We start from the raw sequence: 21085 nt of genomic DNA on the forward strand, positions 1-21085 counted from the left end.
TCACTATGGAAACCATAGGCAATATTTGGCTTTATGTCATTTTTTTTGGCATCGTCACGATTATGCTCTTAATTGACTTTCTAGGTTTTAAACAAAAAGAAGGTCAAGAAGTTAAAGTTAAAACTGCTGCTTATTGGAGTATTGCATGGGTCACTGTCGCAACACTTTTTGGTGGTGGACTATGGCTATATCTAGAAAATACCGCTGGTATAAACGTAGCCAATACGAAAGTTATGGAATATTTTGCCGGCTACTTACTGGAAAAGTCGCTTGCAATTGATAACGTCTTTGTGTGGTTAATGATTTTTGCTGCATTCGCTATACCTCCTGCACTTCAACGTCAATTACTCCTTTATGGCGTATTGGGCGCTATTATTCTCAGAACAATTTTTATTTTTATCGGTGCTTGGTTCGTTCAGGAATTTTCGTGGATCCTCTATATCTTCGGTGCTTTCCTTGTATACACTGGATTTAAATTCCTTAAAGGACAAGAGGATGATCCAAATATTGAAGATATGGCCATTCTGAAATGGCTACGTAAACACATGCGAATTACTCCACAGTTGGAAGGAAATAAGTTTTTCGTAAGGCAAAATGGCGTTCTATGGGCAACCCCATTATTTTTAGTGCTAATTTTAGTCGAGGCATCTGATGTTATTTTTGCAGTCGATTCTATTCCAGCGATTTTTGCGGTCACCACTGATCCTTTTATCGTCCTTACAGCTAACTTGATGGCTATCCTCGGTCTACGGGCTATGTTTTTCTTACTGTCTGGAGCCGCTTCAAAAATGCATTATTTGCCTTATGGACTTGGGGCTATTTTAATTTTTATCGGTTTCAAAATGCTTATGCTTGACGTATTTCATATGCCAATTTGGATTTCATTAAGTTTTATCGTGATTGTCCTTTCAATTACTGCATGGCTTTCAATCCGTTATAGTAAAAAACATCATCAAATGACCTTATAAGGTCAAACTTTGTTGAATTCAATAAAGCCTTCATCTGAAGGCTTTATTTATATCCTTAGATGAGCCATCTAATTCACAATGCTTAACTTAGGCCATCGTTCCAAAAAACATTTTGACTTAAGCCTATGTTCAAAGACTCCACGTGAAACCAAACGATCATTCCACCTTAATTTTAAAGTAAATAAATCTTCAATCCCCAAAGGTGCGAGAATTTCAATATGATTATTCTCCATTAATTTGATGGCGATTGCGGTTGCCGTTTCTGGCCAAAAACTCATAGCATGATGTACTGAAGTATATGGATCAATTTGTGTACCTTCATCAGTTCTATACCAATGATGTACCAGAGCTTGATTTGTAATGTCCCAATGAATATTAGGATATCTATGTTGAAGTGCACCCTTTAAATAATTTCGTCTCTCATCCATTTTTTCTGAAGGATCAAAATAAATGACATCAATTTCAGTTTCAAAAATAGAATAATTTTGATTATGTAAATAAGACCAGATCCAATTTCGAATCAAGCCCGCACTAAAATAGGCCGCACTATCAATCTGCCGTAAACAATGTAAAAGTTCATAAATATCTGCATTAGATCGTATTAAATGGCTTAACTTCTCATATAAGTCCATGGGTAAATTCACTTTATATATTTTGATTAGAATTTAATATTTCCACTCAGCTCTCCAATTTTAAATGTTAAGAGACGGTTGGCAAAGATCTTGCATCATCTCCAAAGAAAAAAGCTCAGTAAATTTAGCGCAGCTCTTCGGAGCTCTTTTTTTAGGAAATGACGATGAATATGATTCCCGCATTAAATCCACTCAGTGCACCTTGCCAATGTAGTTTCGACTTACAAGATTGGGAAATTCTCGCGCAATATTGGTATCCAGTGGCTCGTATTCAAGATGTTTCAACCACACCACATCAGGTCACTTTACTTGATGTAAAAATGGCGATTTACCAAACTGACAAGGAGGAAATTCGATTAGTGCGTGATATCTGCCCTCATCGAGGTGTACCTCTAAGCAAAGGATGGGTAGAGGGTGAAGAAATTATTTGCCGATATCACGGGCTAAGATTCGACCTTGCAGGGAAATGTACGAAAATTCCTGCTCAACCTGATTTAACTAAGATATCTGACCGTTTTAGCTTAACCCAATTTCCAGTAATTTTGAGATATGGACTGGTCTGGACTAGCTTGCATGGACGTGATTTTCAACACAATAATATTCCTCAACTTGACACTTGGGATCATCCTGATCATCAGTCTATTTTACCTCCGTACGTTGATATTGCAGGTTCAGCAGGTCGTCAACTCGAAGGATTTATTGATGTTGCTCACTTTGCATGGGTGCATCACGAAGCTTTTGCAGATCGAAACAACCCAGTTGTACCGAAATACCATACTGAGAGAACAGACTATGGTTTAAAAACAATTTATATTAGTGGTGTCAGTAATTACCCGCATGCTTTGAAACACCTAGAGCCAGAAGGTTTTGAGTGGAAAAGAACTTTTGATATTTACCCACCATTTTCAGCAATATTAACTGTAGATTTTCCAGACAATGGGATTTTAAAAATCTTGAATGCGTGTTGTCCTGTATCTGTCAATCAAACCAGATTATTTGTTCCTTTGACACGTAATTTTGATCAGACTGGAGATTTACAAGCAGTCTATGATTTTAATGCTCAAATTTTTGCCGAAGACCAAGATATCGTAGAATCGCAAAAACCTGAGGAATTACCGCTTGATTTAATGATGGAAGCGCATTTTGAAGCTGATCGATCTTCGACTACTTATCGTCGTATTCTCGCAGAGTGGGGGCTCAGCAAACGATATACAGTTTAATTAAAATAGATCAGTTACAATCAACCGAAAAAATTAAAAGTGTAGGTTTTAAATGTCTTCTGTAGTTGCATCGACGGCGATTCGCGGTCGCTTCCTAGATATTCAGAATACGGTTGCCCAAGCGCGTGAAATTCACGACCAAGTGCGTTACGTAGAAGATGGTTTATTGATTACTCAAGCGGGTAAAATTCAATGGTTTGGTCGTTGGGAAGATGGGCAACAACAGCTCCGTCAGCTTAAATCTTCTATCCAAGTTGAGCATTACCCAGATCAACTGATTGTTCCTGGTTTTATCGATACGCATATTCACTTTCCTCAAACTGAAATGGTAGGTGCGTATGGCGAACAATTACTCGAATGGCTGAACACTTATACCTTTCCTACAGAAATCCAATTTCAAGACAAAGCTTATGCAGACCAAATTGCACACTTTTTTGTCAATGAGCTGCTGAAAAATGGCACAACGACTGCATTGGTTTTTTGTACAGTTCATAAAGAATCTGTTGATGCACTATTTGAAGCGGCAGAACAATACCAGATGCGTTTGATTGCAGGCAAAGTATTGATGGATCGTCATGCACCTGAAGCACTGACAGACACCGCTGAAAATGCTTATACAGATAGCAAAGAATTGATTGAGAAATGGCATGGTAAAGGTCGAAACCTTTATGCCATTACGCCTCGCTTTGCGCCTACCTCTACAGCAGAACAATTAAAAAGAGCAGGGCAGTTAAAAACTGAATATCCTGATGTATATATTCATACTCATTTGAGTGAAAACACCAATGAAATCGCTTGGGTGAAAGAGCTTTTTCCTGAGCAAAATGGCTATTTAGATGTGTATCACCACTATGGATTAACAGGCAATAAATCTGTTTTCGCTCACTGCGTTCATTTAGAAGAGCATGAATGGGATTGTATGCATCAAACAAACTCTGCAATCGCCTTCTGCCCGACTTCAAACCTCTTTCTAGGAAGTGGATTGTTTCCATTGAAAAAAACCTGGGATAAACAAGTCAAAGTCGGTCTTGGCACAGACATCGGTGCGGGGACTTCATTTAATCAGCTTCAGACGTTGAATGAAGCCTATAAAGTTCAACAACTCCAAGGCGACAAATTATCTGCATTTGAATCGCTTTATCATGCGACCCTAGGTGGAGCAAAAGCATTAGCGCTCGAGGATAAACTTGGTAACTTTAATATTGGAAAAGAAGCGGATTTTGTTGTATTAAATTTGAATGCCACTGCATTACAAACATTAAGACAACAACGCGCTAAAAATATTGAAGATGCACTTTTCGCATTGTTTACCATGGGTGATGATCGAAATATTGAGGCGACTTATATTTATGGACAAAAAGCATATCAACAATCAGCATCCTAATGCTCAGACTCAACCACAACACCCAATTAAAAAATATGTGTTGATTGGTGCTGTATTCTTAGTTTGTGCTGTCGTGCTTAAACGTGATGCGCATTAAAAAACCATTAGGTTACATTTCGTTTTTTTAAAAAGGGTGCAACATTCTGGGATATGTTTTAAAATTGAAGCATATTTCAGGTGTTGCAGGTCAACACCTTTTTTAATTTTAGAATTGTTGTTTTAGGTATCTACCCATGACCATTGACATGAAAGTGTTGATTTCCGCTGAAGAAATTCAAGCGAAAGTTAATGAACTTGGTAATCAAATTAATGCTCACTATGCAAATAGTGATCGAGAATTGGTTCTTGTAGGCTTACTTCGCGGTTCAGTGATTTTCATGGCAGACCTATGCCGCACCATTGAAAAACCACACGAACTCGACTTTATGACAGTTTCAAGTTACGGCAGTGGAACGACTTCTAGTCGTGATGTTAAAATTCTAAAAGACCTTGATGGTGAAATTCGTGGTAAAGATGTTCTTGTCGTAGAGGACATCATCGATTCAGGCAATACGCTGAGTAAAGTGGTAGAAATCCTTGAAACTCGTGAGCCAAACTCTATCAAACTTTGCACGCTGATCAGTAAGCCTTCTCGAAGAGAGATCGACTTGGAAGTAGAGTTTCTAGGATTTGAAGTTGAAGATAAATTTATCGTAGGTTATGGACTAGATTACGATCAAAAATACCGTCACATTCCATTCATTGGTGAAATCGGTCTGTAATTTTTTTTAAGAAAGTGGCATATGCCACTTTTTTTATAAACAACAAAATAACAACAACATGTAGCGTGATTCTTCTTTTCAAACATCAATACATAATCAACTATATTTGAGCGACACAATAAAAATTCATGATAAAAAGGAGAACAAGTATGTTTTCACTTATTGGAGCTATTCTTATCGGTTTTATAGCAGGTTTAATTGCTCGCGCAATTCATCCTGGTGACGATAAAGCAGGCTTCATCGTCACGACGTTATTAGGTATTGCTGGTTCATTACTTGCTACATATGGTGGACGCCTTCTTAATATTTATCCCGAAGGCTCATCGGCAGGTTTTATTGCTTCAGTCATAGGTGCAATTATCGTTCTGTTTATTTATAACCTCGTTACCAAAAAATCTTAACGAAAAAAAGCACCTTGTTAAGGTGCTTTTTTTTAATTTCTATGAACTAGATTTTACAAGTTCAGCTCTTTCCAAATTTTTTCAATTTCTGAAGCTGGATAAGCGCCTGTTACCTTAAATCCATTTTCAAAAATAATTGCTGGCGTTCCTTGAACACCTAGACGACGTCCAAGTTCCAAATTTCTTTCAATAGGGTTTGAACAATCAGCTTGGGCTGTTGGTTGTTGATTCTTTTGTAAAAGGGCATTCCATGCAAACTCACGGTTTGCGGAGCACCAAACTTGTTTAGAGGGCTGGATCGATTGAGATTTAATTGGATACATAAACGTATAAATTGTCACATCTTTTAACTGGCTTAAATTATTTTCAAGCGTCTTACAATATGGACAATTTGGGTCAGAAAAGATCGCGAGCTGACGCTTACCATTCCCCCTTACAGTCTTAATGGCATCTTGAAGTGGAAGTTGTTTAAAGTCGACTGAATTATGTTTCAGCACCAAATCACGTGTTAGATTTTTTTGATCTTCGATACGAATCATTGATCCAAAGAATAAATGCTTAGCTTCTTCATCAATATAAATAATCTGATTGTCTAAAGATCCGCTATAGAGACCTTTCATCTCAGTTTTTTGTAAATTTTGAATATTCAATTTTGGGTGCTGCGTTTTAATTTTTTGCTGAAGCAATTCAATATTCGCAAAACTAGAACTTGTAGACAGTGCAAGTAAAGCACTGATTAAAATTTTTTTATACATAAGTTGAGCATATGTTTGATGGATATTATTGCTTATTCTAATCTTCTACTTTCTACAAAGATCAGTTTTTATGTAATTTTAAACCTCATAAATTGTTTCACGTGAAACCAAATATGACAGTTGAATTTTAACTGATTGAAGATAATTGACTCATGCTTAACAGTCGACATAGACTAATGAATCTTCGTATCAGCACTGCTGTTCTATAAGACAAATAATGAATGAAAACCAATCGTGGCGAGATTTTATTCTCGTAAGTATCGCACTCTGTATCGGCACCATTGGAACAGCGCTTGCTAGCCCACTTTATCCAATTTACCAAGAATTATGGGGGTTAAACCCGAGCGATATCACCTTTATTTTCGTTTCCTACATGCTAGGGTGCCTGACCACCTTACTGTTTTTGGGCAGAACCAGTAATACCATTGGTTATGTAAAAACTATGCAACTTGGGCTCATTTTTATCACCATTGGCTTGTTAATGTCTATCTTTGCGAGCGATGTCATGTCTCTCTCATGGGGAAGATTTATCATTGGTATCGCATCTGGATTGATGACAACATCTGCTCTTATTGGGCTTATTCAAACTGTTCCAACTTCCCATAAACAAATTGCACCACAATTAAGCTCAATCATTACTGCTGTTGGATTTGGGTTAGGTCCTTTATTTGGGGGATTTTTTGCTGAATTCTTTGCATATCCTTTGGTAATACCTTATGTACCCATTGTGATAGGTTCAATATTTTGCTTCTTTAGTCTATTTACACTCAAACCTATACCTTTTGATGTGCAAAAATTTAATTTTGCTCCCAAATTATTAACACCACAATCACATGATCGCACTCAATTTTTTATACTGAGCTTGACTGCATTTGCTGTTTTTGCAGGATTTAGTTTATACGCCTCACTATCTCCTTCATTTGTTAAAGACATTTTGCCTTGGCACGGTCCACTGATTAGTGGTTCTGCCATTACTGTCATTTTACTGATTTCAGCTGCGACACAATTTTTTTCAAGATCAATCAAACCGCAATCCAGCCTATTACTCGGTATCATGACTTGCTTCATGAGCGTGATCGCTTTATTCCTCTGTATGGAGTTTAAAATCAGCTGGTTATTCTTCCTAAGCGATGGTCTGTTTGGGATTGGACATGGCTTAGCTTTACTTGGGGCTTTCGGGCTTATTCATCACATGACCACACCTCACAATCGAGCCGCCGTCATGTCTACTTATCTCTTTATCGGCTATCTCGGAACAATTCTACCCATCCTAGCAGTAGGATATTTAGCTGACCATTTTGGGCTTACAAATGCAGTGATTTGGTTCTGTATTGCAATTTCAATTTTATTGATTGTTTTATTCATAAAGCAGATGAGGGTTAAGTCAAGCAAGTTACCTTTAGCCAATTAACCAAAAAGCCCATTACTGGGCTTTTTAAACCACAGATAAAAACTCGTTTACTTCCCGATACAGAACATAATTAATTAAAACAAATTAATAAAAATCAAAAACTTAGAAAAATAAAAATAAACCAGTGACTAATCTGTGCCTTTTTATGTAATTTTAATACTTAATTTAACTAGTTTAAGATCAACCATTGTAACGACATATCTTGTCGTTCGATTATATATTATATAAATTTAGGCATTGGTTACTTGATAACATATAATACGGCAGTTTTTATCTGGAGTTAAGTTTAATGTCTGATCAGTTTAATGTGGTTGATCTATTTTGCGGTGCTGGTGGTCTACACATTGGCTTTGAGCGACACGGCTTCACAACAAAACTTTGCATTGATAATAATCAACAGGTTGAAAAAACTCATAAATTAAATTTCCCTCATATTCCCTTTATCAACAGAGATATTGCATTAATTTCTTCTAAAGAAATTGCTTCTTTTATTGAGGGGGACTTAGATGTAATGGCTGGGGGACCTCCATGTCAAGGCTTTTCAACCATAGGGAAACGATCTTCTTCTGATCCAGAAAAGAGATCCGCTCATGATCCACGTAATGAATTAGTCATCACTTACGCTAAATTAATTAGTGATTTAAAACCTAAATTTATTGTCATGGAAAATGTAAAAGGTATTCTTACCATGGACAAAGGAGCCTACTTACAAAATGTTTTATCCCTACTGAGAGAAGCGGGCTATAACGTTGATTACAAGCTAATTAATATGGCTGATTATGGGGTACCTCAAATAAGACAACGTGTCATTATTTTAGGTAATAGAGTGGGCCTTCCTGTTGAATTTCCTGAACCTACTCATTCTGAAAATCCGAATCTTCTTTGTCAAAAATGGAATAATTGCTGGGATGTCATTCATGACTTAGCAGATTTACCTGAAGATCCAGAATTTAACCATGTGGCTTTAAAGCATACTGAAAAAAATATTGAACGTTATAAGTTAATCCCTGAAGGTGGGCGATTACCAGAAGACAAACTTTCAGAAGAATTGTATCGAAAGAACTTTGGTAATACTTATAAGCGTTTACATCGTGAAAAACCAAGTTTAACTATGGTTCCTGGAAATGATGCTTTTCCTATTCATCCTGTCCTACATCGTAGTTTAACAATTCGTGAAGCGGCACGTATACAAACCTTCCCTGATGAGATGATTTTTGCAGGTAACAGACGTCAACAAGGTCATCAAGTTGGAAATGCTGTACCACCAAAATTTTCAGAAGTTTTAGCTGAATTTATCAAAAATGAATTATTAAAGGTTAAGTAAGTGAATAGTATTGATCTTTTTTCAGGTGCTGGTGGCTTATTAATAGCTAAAAAAAATCTTGGCTGTAACATCTTATTTGCTAATGAAATAGATGATGCTTGTGCAGTAACACATCGCCATAACTTTAAAGATATCCCACTAATACACAAAGATATTAAAGATCTTAAAATTGAAGAAATCAAACAGTATATTGGTGATAAAGAAGTAGATCTTGTTGTAGGTGGACCACCTTGCCAAGGATTTTCTATGTTTGGAAAAAGACGCTTTGTGAATACACAAGGCTATGACCCTAAACAAGATCCACGTAATCACTTAGTATACGAGTACATTCGTATTGTCGAAGAAACACAACCAAAATTTTTCTTCATGGAAAATGTAAAAGGTTTTATGTCTTTAGATAATGGATTATTCGTTCAAGAGGTAATCAGAACTTTTCAAAAATTAGGCTACAACGATATTTGGTGTGAAGTTGTTTGTGCAGCTGATTATGGTGTACCTCAAAAACGTCATCGTATGTTTATGATCGGTAATAGATTAGGTATCAATTTCGAAGCCCCACCAAAAACACATTCAGATAAAGATCCAAATTTATTACCATATGCGACTGTTGGAGAAGCAATTCTAGATATTGCTAATTTAAACGAAAAAGATGTTCCTAATCATATTGCTTTAGCACATAAACCGCTTGTTGCTGAAAGAATGAGTTATGTACCTGAAGGAGGTAAGCTCGATTTAAATATCTTACCTGAACATCTCCAAAATGCGACACGTAAAGATTCTAAAACAGGCAAAGTTTCAAACTATAGTCATGTTTATAAGCGATTAGATCGTAATAAACCCTCTACTACTATGGTACCAGGTCATAATGCTTTTCCTATTCACCCTACCCTCAATAGAACTTTAACCCCCAGAGAAGCTGCACGTATACAAACTTTTCCAGATACACTTGAATTTTTTGGCACAAGACAGCAACAATGTATTCAAGCAGGTAATGCCGTACCACCAAAAATGGCAGAACCTTTCTTTAAAAAGATCAATGAATACATTGAAGAATATAACAAGGGGAACGTAGGGGATGAGTCATGACTTGTACGCAACATGGGCATGTACCGAAATAGCAAATATAATTAGAAATGATCAACCTTCTTACTTTGCCAATACTGGCGGCTACACCACTGGTTGGACAATTGGTTCTGGGAGAGAAGGGGGAAGATTATGGCCCTTAGCTGACGGTGTTATCAGCTCCTATCATGCATCTGTCGCAGACGACTTAAATATTGCAGTTGAATTTAAGCGTACAAATGAAGGATTACATGGCACCCTGACTGCTCTAGGGCAATCTTTAGCTTACTTACATAAAGGGTATCACGCTTCTATTATTGTAATACCTAAAAAATACACTTCCCACAGTACACCAGCTAATCATATTGCAGATATATTAGACCTTACAGCCAATACAATGCCTGTAGGTGTATATGGGTATGAAGAACCTGATTTAGCAAAACTTAATCCTTTTGAAAATAAGATTACTTGTTATCGAAAACCACAGTTATCTTTATCACCCTTATTAACAGGAGCCTCTGTTAGTTCTAGACCTAAATCATCTACCTTATGGGCACACGTTCGAGAAGGAATGAGCTATCCTGATGTTTTTTATAAATATTGTAAAGAAGTTAAGTTCGTTACTTCGTACCCTAAGAATAGAAATTTTCAACTTCCAAATGAATTAATTTCAGCTGTAAATAGGCTGATGCCTACAGCAGATCCAATTAAATTTTTAAGTTATACAAAAGATGATTCTATTTTGGACCGAACTTGGTTACATGTATGGCTTAATTATTATTTTCATAAAAAATTAAGACCAATATATACCAAAGATCCCCATACAGGTGTTTATACTGTAAATGCTAGACCTAGCCTGATTAAACAAAATAAACATGAATTTGCCAATTTTTTAAGTGGAAGAAGAGATTCACTTAAAGAGAAAATAGTTGAAAAATTAAATAATGGATCTATTACTGAAAACCAAGCTTGGGAAGAATACGCTAGAACCGTACGTAACCAAGCTCACAGTTATCGTGAAGTAATTGATTCAGGTCTATACCATCTAAATTTAATTGATAATGAAGGTAATTTAACAAAAGTTGGGTATAGATTTGTCGATGAAGCAGATAAAGAAAATTCGGTATATGCATCTACATCTATGCAAGTTTTAAGAGGAACTGCGTTGGTATATGGCAATTTTTCAGCTTTTTTGCATTATCTATACCAATTATCTGAAGAATTATTTAGTGCAGATTCAATTGCCTTTGCTAGTTTTAATTCAACTTCAAATAAATTCAGTTTTAATGCATCAGAGTATAAAAGTTATCTGTATCAAAAAATGAAAGATGATTTATCATTAATACTTACATCCTCTATACGTTCACCAGGGAATCCTAGGAAAGCATTTCAAGCAGAAATACCATTCCTAAAATATTTAGGAATAATTTCTGAAAATCGTAGTCCATTTCGAGTTGGTACAGGACTACTAATTAACTGGCCAATTGTACAAGAAAGTATCGAATATATGAATGTAAATAACTTGTAACTTTGTTTTTTTGTTAAATATATGATTTTTAAACATTTTAAATGTAACATTGGTAAATATCAAATCGTAACAAGTAACACCCTGTTACTTGTTACGATTAAGTCTTATCATGTGTTACTAAATAAGCTCTTAATTTTCAAACATGTTACTAAAGTTACTGCTGTTACCTTGTTTTACTTCACTTTTAGCTTCAATATCAAAATTCATCATCACATTGGCGTTAAAAACATAGAATCGAGCAACTTTATCTGACTCAGGTAAACGTTTTACTTTAGTTAACGATTTACCATCACATTCAATCCACCTATATTTTTTCAATACTTTTGCAACCACTTTAGGATTAAGCGACTTACATATTTCTTGTTTAAAAATTTCTGGATAAACATAGAACTGCCGTTCTTCCGATTCCACCTTAACAAACCCCATCCGATTAAATATTTTAGTTTGCTCACTAAATTCAGTGTTAATCAATTCAAAGCGACTATTACCATGAAGCGTGAAAAAGGTACGTATCTGATTCAGAATTTCTTCATCCTCGTAGTCACCAACTTGCTCAAAATTACTGATCCAATGATTAAAAATATTTTGAACTGACCTAATGGCTCTACCTGATTTCCATCCCGTAATACCTGCAATTGTTGCCATCTCACCGCTAACAGCCACTAAAGCAAAATAATTTGCAACACGAATGATATGACCTTGTTTATGCTGGCCAATTAACATCTGAGCATATTCATCAAGTAGATTTTTTGCTATTTCTGTTGCTTTGACTTTGTCTGAAGTTAAATACTGCAACCAGGCGGCCCCAGCCACTCCATAATATTTTTTGATATTACTATTAATCAATAATGCTTGTTGAGCTGCATTTTCCGCAAAATCAATCCGATCAAAAATACCATATTCAGACTGATCTATATCGATGTTAATTAATCGGATTTCTTGCCCTAACTTAGCTTGTTGACCAGCTTCATTCATCAGCTCAGACAGTGTTTTTTCACCACTAGAAAGAAATACAAGACGCCATCTTGCGGTCTCACGCACAGTTAGGCTTTTTGTCATTCGACCTTTACCAGAACCATTAATCAGCATGTAAACGATATTACCCAAGTCTTTTGGATTAGGAATCTCACCAATTTCATCCAACACAAGCAAACCATCATTGTGAGTAAATGCAGTTTGTTCCAAAGCATTACTTGTATTGCGCCAAGTGTGATAGTACGACTCAGGATTACCCCATACAGAACAAGCAAGAAAAACAGCAGTACTTTTACCCTTAGATGACTTACCTTTAAAATGTATACCAGCCCCATGACGACCTAAAGGTTCTAATAACTGTCCAGTAAAGGCACTAGAAATAGCTAAAACTAAAAAGTCATGGTTCTCAGCATATTTAGATACATTCTTCTGCCAATCATTTAATGCACCTTTTTGCACATATTTATCAATGACGCTGTGAGTAGATTGATACACAATGAGTTCACCATCATTATTTCCACCGATGACTTTACCGGGCAAAATATATTGCTGATCATGCCATCCAACTTTGTTAACACATATCGCAAATTTATCAACAGGATAATTTGCTATGTATGTTTGAAATAGTTCACGAGCTGATCTAGAAGTAGAAAGAGTAACACCCATCTGAGCAAGGGCTTTACGCATATCTGCCCCATCAGTTTGTAGAGTTTCCATAGGTAAAGCCCATGTATGCTCCACATTCGCATCATCGACCCATTTAAGCAATCTTCCCCAATCGTTTGAGGTCTCATCTCGTGTTTTAGCTAAAATTAAAACAGGGGTAGATAACCAAAATTGATCCAATTCACCATCACGCATTCTTAAATAATGTATGCCATCTGTTGTAATCTCAAACTGACCATTATTGTGGGGCATAGGTGCGGCTAAAAACTTACTTTGCTTGTGTGGTTCAACTACATCAGCTTTTTCAAGCTGTTTAAAATCAATCAACTTATATGGAACTGTAGAAAGGTTCTGTACATCGCTGATTGATGTATCTAATCCAATTGCCCCACGTTTAGCGACCCAATCCATGATGTCATCTTTAGCTTTTAAATTGAGATCATCCAATTTAATTACAGAAACTAACGTATTTTTTTCACAAACAGCTTCATTCAAAGCATCTAAAAATTTTAATCCTGGTTCATCATTATCAGGCCACACAATAATTGAACGACCAAATAACGGACTCAGGTCTGTTTTAGTGACACTTTGGCAACCACCAGTAGTAGTTGCATATAAACCAAGTTTGTTTAAATAATCAGCTTTTTGTTCACCTTCAACAACATATATCAGCTGATCTTTTGCGGTTGAAATCCTAGATAAAGCATATAATGGTTTTTTTCCCTTACCTTGTGAAAAAACCATATTAAAATCAGGTTCTTTTAAAAAAAATCCGCCATCTTTTTCTGAGAATGATCGTATAAACTTTTCGCCACTTACTGGATTTTTAGCCCGCAACTTCCAATAAATCACATCACCATTTTCATCAGTATATTCAAAAATAGTCTCAAAATTAAAACCCTTCTGGTTCGCCACTATTGATCGTGCAAAAAGTTCAGCGCGCTCATGCATTAATTGTGTATTTTTCATTAGCATTTCTCCCAAGCGCCTAATTCTTTACATGCTTCAATAAAACTTAATTTTTTAAATTTCATGTGAAATGCAATTAAGTCACCACCTTTGGTTCCACATGCAAAACAATTAAAACAACCAAGGTTCAAATTAATACTCAAACTCGGATTTGTATCATCATGAAAAGGGCAAAGTATCATCGACCAAGTTTTTGATCTGTCATGATCAAATCCATGATCAGCTAAATACACGGGTACAGATGGGAGTAAATTTTTGTTTAACTTAAATTTATATTTTTGATTTTTAAAATTTGGGTGTGACATTATTTAGCCCCCCATATTTTTGACTTGTTATTTTTGGCAATACGATCTTCAATCCATGAATCTATTTCAGACTCAATCCAAGCAACTCGACGTATTGATAAATGTATGGGGTAGGGAAATGTACCCTGTTTCATCAGAGCATAAATTGAAGAAGCACCTAAACCAGTCTTGATTTGTACTTCTTTACGGCGGATTAAACGTGTTTTTTCAGTATTGTTTAGAGGAATATTCTTCATCTGATTACCTTTATATTAATTAAGGGTTTTCAGACAAATTTTTACGTTTTAAATTTCAACCGATTTTTATAAGGTTGCATATGCCTTGTGGGCTTTAAAATAAATTCAACAGTCAATTTTGACGTTGACAAAATAAGGTACGAGCATTAAAGACAAAAAAATCTGTCATTAAATTCAGCAGTTTTTACATCCTGCCACCTTCATCAAGACAAGTTAATTTGTCTTGATGAAGGTAATCTGAGGCATAATTACTGAAAAATCAACCGATTTTTTTAATTAATGAATATATTTTTTATAAACATATAAATCAATATGTTAGGATTCAATTAACGGTATATCACCAATAATTTTATAAATATAATCACTCCAATTCTGCAACATCTCAATACGTTGCTGTTTATACGAAGCTTTGTTATAAACCCCTCTTACTCCCTTAATTGTGTGATTTAAACTTGCTTCGATCACGTCACTGCTATATCCCTGTTCATGTAAATGGGTACTAGCTGTTCTTCGAAGATCATGGATGGTAAAAGGAGGCAATGTAGTTAATGCCAATACGTTTTTTTGAGCGGTATTAAATGCATTATGACTGATATGAGTACCTTTTTTCCGCCCCACAAATACATAAGGTTCATCGCCAGCTATAATTTTTAGCTGCTTAAGAATGAATATAATTTGATCAGACATATATACAATCATCTCACGGGAATGACCTGATTTACCATCACCTTTAGTTTCAGGAATAAACCAAGTTTTATTATCAAAGTCTATGTGTTCCCATCTAGCCATCAATAATTCAGATTTTCTTACTAAGGTCAATAATGACAGTAATAACCCATATTTGCGTGGTTTATAAATTCTTGAAGAAAAAACAGTCTTATAAAATATCTTAATTTCTGATTCTTTTAAATAACGATCTCGTGGTTTCGGTTTACAAACATGCCTTGATGGTATTGATAATACTGGATTAAATTGGATCATGCCTAAAGTTACAGCATAATCAAACATACGCTTCAGTAATCCTCTTACTTGATTTGCTGCAGAATCATAGCCCTGATCTTTTTTTCTCCAAATAACCTTTCTAATCTCATCAATTGTTATGTCTTTTAAAGGCATACAACCTATAAATGGGTAAATATCATTATTTAGACATAAAATCATATTGTATGGATTTTTTCTGTCCTTGCTGATCACTTCACTTAAATATCTTTCACCATATTCTTTAAAGAGTATGGCATTGCTTTTACCGACTTTTTTGTCATTTTTTTCTTTTTTAGGGGATATCCCCTTAGCCACCATTGAAGCAGACTCGTCTCTAATTTGCCTTGCTTCTTTCAATGATAAATCAGGATAACGGCCTATAACTAAGCGTTCTTGTTTACCATTAAGGGTATATCGATAATGCCAAGATTTTACTCCTGAATCTTTCACCTCAATAAACAAACCATTATTCAGTTTATCTTTAACTGTATAACGCTTTGATTGCGCTTTTAGGTTTTGAATTTCTCTATCTGTTGAAAAAAATATTTTTTTTTTAATCGGCACTTTTAGTCACTCAACTTTATAAAGCATACTTTCATCATTATGCACCTAATGGGTGACTAAAAAAACAGTAGCACCAATTGATTAAAATAAATATACTGGAATAATAAAAGGTAATAAAAAAAGCACTAAGTATTTAAAACTTAATGCCATTTTAATTTTACTGGAATCTATTGGAACGTATTAGAATATTGGCTAAATTTGAAATTACTTTCCGATACAGAAAGAGCCAAAGATTTTTCCGAGTAAATCATCCGCACTAAAATCACCAGTAATTTCACCTAATGCATTCTGTGCGAGACGTAACGATTCTGCGACAAGCTCTCCTGCATGGTAAACAACAAGTTGTTCACGAGCTTCCGCAAGATAAGATTGAGTGCGCTTCATTGCGTCTAGGTGGCGTGTTCTTGCGATAAAGGTATCTTCTTCAGGCTGAAAGCCTGCATGTGCTGTAATCGCATCTACAAGCGATTGAACACCCATTTCTTGCTTGGCTGAGACCGTAATGTGTCTAAAGCCTTGGAGATCAGCAACTTTAGCTTCACTATCTACTAAATCACATTTGTTAGCGATTAAAATTAAGCGTTTAGGATCGATATAATTAGCAAAGTAAGTATCTGCCAAATACATCGGATCTTCACCTTGACTCAAATCGTAAACCAAGAGTAGGAGATCAGCATTTTCTATTTCTTTAATCGCTCGACGAATACCTTCCTTCTCAACAATATCTCCCGTTTCACGCAGACCTGCTGTATCCGTCAGGGTAATTGGCAAACCATTTAGGCTTATTTTCTCATGTAGTACATCACGTGTAGTACCTGCTATGTCCGTTACAATCGCGCGTTCAACACCAGCCAATGCATTCAATAAGCTCGATTTACCTGCATTGGGTTTCCCTGCAATCACCACTTGTAAACCTTCACGCAGAAGTTGACCTTGGCGTGCTGATTGTTGTACTGCACCCACTGATGCTTGCACATCTTCCAATAACGCTAAAATTTTTCCATCTGCAAGAAAATCAATTTCCTCTTCCGGAAAATCAATCGCCGCCTCAACATGCAATCGCAAATGAATGAGTTTTTCTAATACAGTATTTACTTTGGCCGAAAATGCGCCTTGCAATGAACGTACTGCAGAACGAGCAGCTGCTTGTGAAGTAGCATCAATTAAATCAGCAATTGCTTCAGCTTGGACTAAATCCATTTTTCCATTTTCAAAAGCGCGCATTGAAAACTCACCCGCTTTTGCTGCAATTGCACCTAGCTCTAACAGTCGGCCCAATAATGTATTTTGAATCACTGGTCCACCATGACCTTGTAACTCAACTACATCTTCACCCGTAAATGAATTCGGATTTGGAAAACAAATGACCAACCCTTCATCCATGACTTGCCCATTCGCATCAAGAAATTGACGAAATGCAGCATAACGAGCAGGACCGAGTGCCTTACCAGTTAAAGCCTCTGCTATGGCATATGCCTTAGGACCAGACAGTCGAATTACACCTACACCTCCACGACCTGGCGGTGTTGCAATCGCAGCAATAGTGGTTTGATGTTGTAGGTTCGTCATTGAATTGATCTCAAAGCTAGGCAAAAAAAATCCGCCTAAGGATATCACCTTAAGCGGATCGATTCAGCTACTAACAAAACTTAGTTCGTAGATGCTGTATCTTCTTTTGCTAAGCGAGCTTTCTCAACACTCTTATTGATCAGACCTTGCTGAAGAATCGTGATCAAGTTGTTGACAATCCAGTAAAGCACAAGACCAGCAGGGAAGAACAATAAGAACACCGTGAAAATAATCGGCATAAACTTAAAGACTTTTGCTTGCATTGGATCTGTCGGCTGTGGGTTCAACATTTGTTGAACATACATCGTCACCCCCATCAACAATGGTAGGATAAACCATGGGTCCATTGCAGATAAATCTTGAATCCAACCTAACCAAGGAGCGTGGCGTAACTCAACAGACTCCATGAGCACCCAATACAAAGCCAAGAAAATTGGCATTTGAAGAAGTAAAGGTAAACAGCCAGATAATGGATTGACTTGTTCACGCTTATAAAGTGCCATCATTTCTTGTGAGAAACGCATACGGTCTTCGCCAAACTCTTCTTTCATGCGTTGCATTTCTGGTGCAATCACACGCATTTTAGCCATAGAGCGATAGCTCTTAGATGAAAGAGGCCAAAGAATAAGTTTCACAAGAATTGTCAACAGAATAATTGACCAACCCCAGTTTCCAACAATGCCGTGGAAGAATTGCAAACCTAAGAATAGCAATTTCGCAATTGGCCATAACCAACCATAATCAACCGTTTGATTTAAACCAGTTGCCAAGTCTTTTAATTCAGATTGAATTTTTGGACCTGAGTAGAATGTTGCATCAACAGTCATTGTTTTGCCAGCTGGTACATTAATGGTAGGCGAAGTAAAGCCAATGATATTCATACCATCAGCAGATTTACGTGACTCCATTTTTGCAGAATACGGCTGGTTACCGAAGTTACCAGGCACCCAAGCACTTACAAAGTAATGCTGAACCATTGCAACCCAACCACCTTGAGCCTCAACACTTAACTTTTCTTCATTAAAATTATCAAATTTTAATTTGTTATAGTGCTCATCAGGTGTACCCCAAGCACCACCTAAATAAGTGCCCAGCGTAAAGATTCCTTGATCAGTTTTACCTGGATCTTCAGAATTGTCACGTTTGATCTGACCAAACATTTGACCTTGCCAGTTTTGCTGACTACGGTTAATCACTTGATAACTTACGTTAACTGGATATGTACCTTCTTGGAAAGTGAACGTTTTGATGATTTCAACACCATCAGCCGTTTTTAATACCATTGGTACTTTTAACACTTTCTCAGCTTCACCATCTTTATTGGTGGTTGCTTGAGCATCAGCTAAAGTATAAGTCGACTTTTCAAACTCAAATGTTGGACGTCCACTACGGCTACTGTCAGGTCCATTTAAACCAATTAAACCTGATTGAGCGACATAAGTACGTTTCTCATCATTTTCAAGCATAACGAACGGTTGTTCACTATTTTTACTTTTATCATGATTGAGTAGTTCAACACGGACAATGTCCCCACCTTTAGGGTTAATCCAAAGATGATATAAATCAGTTTGAACAGCAACTAATTGTTGATTTGCTGTTGCAGGTGTAGTTGTGTCTTGTTGTTCAGCTGCAATATTTGCTTGCGGTATATCAGTTAAACCCGCTGTCGTTTGGCTCGTTGGCAGATCAGCAGAAACATCTTGGGCAACGACGGCAGCAGGTGCTGTCGCAGCAGTTGTTTCAGTTTGACCATAGTCTTTTTGCCAAGCAAGAATAAGCAAATATGCGGTGACAAACATGGCCCCGAGAATTGCAAACCTGGCCCATTGTTGCATATCGATTACCCCAATTGGTTAGAGTGATTTTTGGTTCAATAAACGCTCACGCAAGGGTACAGTAACGTGAGTCATTTGAGAATCTATTTGCTGAAATGAAATAAAACGAATTGCTTTTTTGGGAACAGGATCATATCCACTTCCACCCCACGGATGGCAACGACAAATCCGTCGCGTTGCATACCAGACACCTTTAATCGGGCCATGTATATGAATAGCTTCTAACGAGTATTGAGAACAAGTTGGGAAATAACGGCAACGAGGTCCAAGGAGCGGACTAATCGCAATTTGATAGAAACGAATCAACCAATGCAATATACGGACCATTGGCCACCTCTAACTTTGAGGAGAGGGAACTGATATTTTATGATGTTTTTTTACAAGACGCTGTAGCTTCTGCCATGCAAATTGTAATTGCTTATGCAATTCAGCATTCGGAATCGACTCAATACCTACCTTAGGCATGACCACAATATCCAACAAATCTATATCTTGCTGATTTAAGCGAAAACTTTCGCGAGCAATACGTTTTATTCGATTTCTTTCATGTGCACGGCGCACTTTCTTTTTAGCAACAACAATACCTAAACGGCTTTTAGGCTGTTTAGTTGGTGTAGCCAAAAATAAGAAATGGGGTTGATGCACTTTAAAAAGCGCACCATCAAATACACCTTTGTAATCTGCAGCACAGCGGATTCTCACCTCTGGACTGAAACTATAAAGTGTCATAACACCCAAATCGTCGATAAACTAAACTGGTATTAAACAGTTAAGCTGTGACGACCTTTTGCACGACGACGAGCTAATACTTGACGGCCAGCTTTAGTCGCCATACGAGCACGGAAACCATGAACGCGTTTACGCTTTAATTCAGATGGTTGGAAAGTACGTTTCATATCGAAACTCCAAAGTTGGTGTTCTATAAAGGTTCGCGATTGTATTGTGCATTGTTTGTTCTGTCAATATTAAACAGTATTGTGTAACACTTTTGATGAAAGTTGCTTGAGTCTGAGAAAGATACAAATTTGTTAAATAATCTATTTATACACAAAATAAATATATGTATTTATTATAGTATTTAAGTTAACCACAGAAATATCCATAAACTTATACACAAGATGAAATTTAATCAAGGCTAATTTTAAATTTGAATTTAAATTTAAACACAAAGAACGATTATCCACAGAAAACCGAATCTTATTAAATAAATTCAAATTTATAAATTTAAATTTATTACTATTAGGGTTGTGATTTTCTATGGATAAGGCATTATTTTTTTTAAAATATATATACTTAGGTTGTTGATAACTATGTTTTCATATTTTTTATAGATTGTGGATAAGTTATTGTTTTTATTTATCCACAGTTTGTGGAAAACCTTATCCACACCCTGTTTTAAATTTAAATTTAGACTTTTAAATTTGATTATTTGTGGTTAAAGTTCAAAATTACTCATGACATATGTGGATAACTTGGGTATGATTGCCTCCCCAATCTCATGGGGTTGTTTTTAAATTTAAATGGAATGAGGGGTTTCAC

Annotated in this window: 20 protein-coding genes and 1 pseudogene; 10 read left to right on the forward strand and 11 right to left on the reverse strand. The window is 36.3% G+C overall.

Translation table 11 applies throughout. From position 1 onward, the window contains the following. Positions 1-5 precede the first annotated feature (5 nt). Positions 6-968, forward strand: coding sequence for a TerC family protein (locus tag AC1M85_RS14480; protein ID WP_035268580.1), 963 nt, complete (start codon positions 6-8; stop codon positions 966-968). A gap of 68 nt (positions 969-1036) precedes the next feature. Here the strand turns inward: AC1M85_RS14480 and AC1M85_RS14485 are convergent, their stop codons facing one another. Further along, positions 1037-1600: a nucleotidyltransferase family protein gene (locus AC1M85_RS14485; protein WP_488213309.1), complete on the reverse strand. Its 564-nt coding sequence runs from the start codon at positions 1598-1600 to the stop codon at positions 1037-1039. A gap of 164 nt (positions 1601-1764) precedes the next feature. Between AC1M85_RS14485 and AC1M85_RS14490 the strand changes: the two genes are divergently transcribed. From AC1M85_RS14490 to AC1M85_RS14510, 5 genes are all read left to right on the forward strand, one after another. After that, on the forward strand, positions 1765-2820 hold the full coding sequence (locus AC1M85_RS14490; RefSeq protein WP_488213310.1) for a Rieske 2Fe-2S domain-containing protein: 1056 nt from the start codon (positions 1765-1767) through the stop codon (positions 2818-2820). A gap of 52 nt (positions 2821-2872) precedes the next feature. Then, positions 2873-4204 (forward strand): guanine deaminase, encoded by a 1332-nt coding sequence (gene guaD, locus AC1M85_RS14495; RefSeq protein ID WP_488213311.1) that lies wholly within the window; start codon positions 2873-2875, stop codon positions 4202-4204. Then, positions 4170-4301 (forward strand): hypothetical protein, encoded by a 132-nt coding sequence (locus AC1M85_RS14500; RefSeq protein WP_257219949.1) that lies wholly within the window; start codon positions 4170-4172, stop codon positions 4299-4301. The genes guaD and AC1M85_RS14500 overlap by 35 nt, the downstream gene beginning before the upstream one ends. 136 nt (positions 4302-4437) lie before the next feature. After that, on the forward strand, positions 4438-4965 hold the full coding sequence (hpt, locus tag AC1M85_RS14505; protein WP_035268589.1) for a hypoxanthine phosphoribosyltransferase: 528 nt from the start codon (positions 4438-4440) through the stop codon (positions 4963-4965). 149 nt (positions 4966-5114) lie between these two features. Then, on the forward strand, positions 5115-5366 hold the full coding sequence (locus AC1M85_RS14510) for a GlsB/YeaQ/YmgE family stress response membrane protein (RefSeq protein ID WP_035268591.1): 252 nt from the start codon (positions 5115-5117) through the stop codon (positions 5364-5366). 53 nt (positions 5367-5419) lie between these two features. On the opposite strand, the gene AC1M85_RS14515 is transcribed toward AC1M85_RS14510, so the two are convergent. After that, positions 5420-6121 (reverse strand): DsbC family protein, encoded by a 702-nt coding sequence (locus AC1M85_RS14515; RefSeq protein ID WP_481592399.1) that lies wholly within the window; start codon positions 6119-6121, stop codon positions 5420-5422. Positions 6122-6338: 217 nt separating this feature from the next. Between AC1M85_RS14515 and AC1M85_RS14520 the strand changes: the two genes are divergently transcribed. From AC1M85_RS14520 to AC1M85_RS14535, 4 genes are all read left to right on the forward strand, one after another. Next, a complete protein-coding gene (locus AC1M85_RS14520) occupies positions 6339-7532 on the forward strand; it encodes an MFS transporter (protein WP_488213312.1) in 1194 nt (397 codons plus the stop codon). Positions 7533-7821: 289 nt separating this feature from the next. After that, positions 7822-8856 (forward strand): DNA cytosine methyltransferase, encoded by a 1035-nt coding sequence (locus AC1M85_RS14525; RefSeq protein WP_488213313.1) that lies wholly within the window; start codon positions 7822-7824, stop codon positions 8854-8856. Beyond that, entirely contained in the window at positions 8857-9942 is a 1086-nt protein-coding gene (locus tag AC1M85_RS14530; protein WP_488213314.1) for a DNA cytosine methyltransferase, read from the forward strand. A gap of 1 nt (position 9943) precedes the next feature. Then, the gene (locus AC1M85_RS14535; protein WP_488213315.1) at positions 9944-11446 is read left to right on the forward strand and encodes a hypothetical protein; all 1503 of its coding nucleotides are present in this window, start codon (positions 9944-9946) and stop codon (positions 11444-11446) included. 129 nt (positions 11447-11575) lie between these two features. Here AC1M85_RS14535 and AC1M85_RS14540 read toward each other — a convergent pair whose 3' ends face one another. From AC1M85_RS14540 to rpmH, 9 genes and pseudogenes are all read right to left on the reverse strand, one after another. Then, entirely contained in the window at positions 11576-14056 is a 2481-nt protein-coding gene (locus tag AC1M85_RS14540; RefSeq protein ID WP_488213316.1) for a DUF927 domain-containing protein, read from the reverse strand. Continuing rightward, entirely contained in the window at positions 14056-14361 is a 306-nt protein-coding gene (locus AC1M85_RS14545) for a CHC2 zinc finger domain-containing protein (protein ID WP_488213317.1), read from the reverse strand. The genes AC1M85_RS14540 and AC1M85_RS14545 overlap by 1 nt, the downstream gene beginning before the upstream one ends. After that, positions 14361-14597 carry a helix-turn-helix transcriptional regulator gene (locus tag AC1M85_RS14550; protein WP_488213318.1) on the reverse strand — a complete coding sequence of 79 codons (237 nt, stop codon included), beginning with the start codon at positions 14595-14597 and terminating at the stop codon, positions 14361-14363. The genes AC1M85_RS14545 and AC1M85_RS14550 overlap by 1 nt, the downstream gene beginning before the upstream one ends. Positions 14598-14912: 315 nt before the next feature. Further along, on the reverse strand, positions 14913-16142 hold the full coding sequence (locus AC1M85_RS14555) for a tyrosine-type recombinase/integrase (RefSeq protein WP_488213319.1): 1230 nt from the start codon (positions 16140-16142) through the stop codon (positions 14913-14915). A gap of 204 nt (positions 16143-16346) precedes the next feature. Beyond that, positions 16347-17711 carry a tRNA uridine-5-carboxymethylaminomethyl(34) synthesis GTPase MnmE gene (gene mnmE / locus AC1M85_RS14560; RefSeq protein WP_481596657.1) on the reverse strand — a complete coding sequence of 455 codons (1365 nt, stop codon included), beginning with the start codon at positions 17709-17711 and terminating at the stop codon, positions 16347-16349. Between the two features lie 80 nt (positions 17712-17791). Further along, complete coding sequence (yidC, locus tag AC1M85_RS14565) at positions 17792-19546, reverse strand: membrane protein insertase YidC (RefSeq protein ID WP_488213320.1); 1755 nt, start codon at positions 19544-19546, stop codon at positions 17792-17794. A 5-nt stretch (positions 19547-19551) separates the two neighbouring features. Further along, a pseudogene (gene yidD / locus AC1M85_RS14570) lies at positions 19552-19873 on the reverse strand (membrane protein insertion efficiency factor YidD). Positions 19874-19882: 9 nt separating this feature from the next. Beyond that, positions 19883-20275: a ribonuclease P protein component gene (gene rnpA, locus AC1M85_RS14575; protein WP_035268604.1), complete on the reverse strand. Its 393-nt coding sequence runs from the start codon at positions 20273-20275 to the stop codon at positions 19883-19885. A gap of 32 nt (positions 20276-20307) precedes the next feature. Next, complete coding sequence (rpmH, locus tag AC1M85_RS14580; protein WP_000831329.1) at positions 20308-20442, reverse strand: 50S ribosomal protein L34; 135 nt, start codon at positions 20440-20442, stop codon at positions 20308-20310. Positions 20443-21085 lie beyond the last annotated feature (643 nt).

It is taken from the genome of Acinetobacter sp. 24-47-64 (assembly GCF_057737055.1).

Bases quoted from the DNA above. Each gene is read 5' to 3' on its own strand.
- AC1M85_RS14515 (WP_481592399.1), bottom strand. From the start codon at position 6,121: ATGTATAAAAAAATTTTAATCAGTGCTTTACTTGCACTGTCTACAAGT.
- AC1M85_RS14525 (WP_488213313.1), top strand. From the start codon at position 7,822: ATGTCTGATCAGTTTAATGTGGTTGATCTATTTTGCGGTGCTGGTGGT.
- guaD (WP_488213311.1), top strand. From the start codon at position 2,873: ATGTCTTCTGTAGTTGCATCGACGGCGATTCGCGGTCGCTTCCTAGAT.
- AC1M85_RS14545 (WP_488213317.1), bottom strand. From the start codon at position 14,361: ATGTCACACCCAAATTTTAAAAATCAAAAATATAAATTTAAGTTAAAC.
- AC1M85_RS14490 (WP_488213310.1), top strand. From the start codon at position 1,765: ATGAATATGATTCCCGCATTAAATCCACTCAGTGCACCTTGCCAATGT.
- AC1M85_RS14500 (WP_257219949.1), top strand. From the start codon at position 4,170: ATGGACAAAAAGCATATCAACAATCAGCATCCTAATGCTCAGACTCAA.
- yidC (WP_488213320.1), bottom strand. From the start codon at position 19,546: ATGCAACAATGGGCCAGGTTTGCAATTCTCGGGGCCATGTTTGTCACC.
- AC1M85_RS14510 (WP_035268591.1), top strand. From the start codon at position 5,115: ATGTTTTCACTTATTGGAGCTATTCTTATCGGTTTTATAGCAGGTTTA.
- hpt (WP_035268589.1), top strand. From the start codon at position 4,438: ATGACCATTGACATGAAAGTGTTGATTTCCGCTGAAGAAATTCAAGCG.
- AC1M85_RS14550 (WP_488213318.1), bottom strand. From the start codon at position 14,597: ATGAAGAATATTCCTCTAAACAATACTGAAAAAACACGTTTAATCCGC.
- AC1M85_RS14480 (WP_035268580.1), top strand. From the start codon at position 6: ATGGAAACCATAGGCAATATTTGGCTTTATGTCATTTTTTTTGGCATC.
- rnpA (WP_035268604.1), bottom strand. From the start codon at position 20,275: ATGACACTTTATAGTTTCAGTCCAGAGGTGAGAATCCGCTGTGCTGCA.
- mnmE (WP_481596657.1), bottom strand. From the start codon at position 17,711: ATGACGAACCTACAACATCAAACCACTATTGCTGCGATTGCAACACCG.
- AC1M85_RS14540 (WP_488213316.1), bottom strand. From the start codon at position 14,056: ATGAAAAATACACAATTAATGCATGAGCGCGCTGAACTTTTTGCACGA.
- AC1M85_RS14485 (WP_488213309.1), bottom strand. From the start codon at position 1,600: ATGGACTTATATGAGAAGTTAAGCCATTTAATACGATCTAATGCAGAT.
- rpmH (WP_000831329.1), bottom strand. From the start codon at position 20,442: ATGAAACGTACTTTCCAACCATCTGAATTAAAGCGTAAACGCGTTCAT.
- AC1M85_RS14520 (WP_488213312.1), top strand. From the start codon at position 6,339: ATGAATGAAAACCAATCGTGGCGAGATTTTATTCTCGTAAGTATCGCA.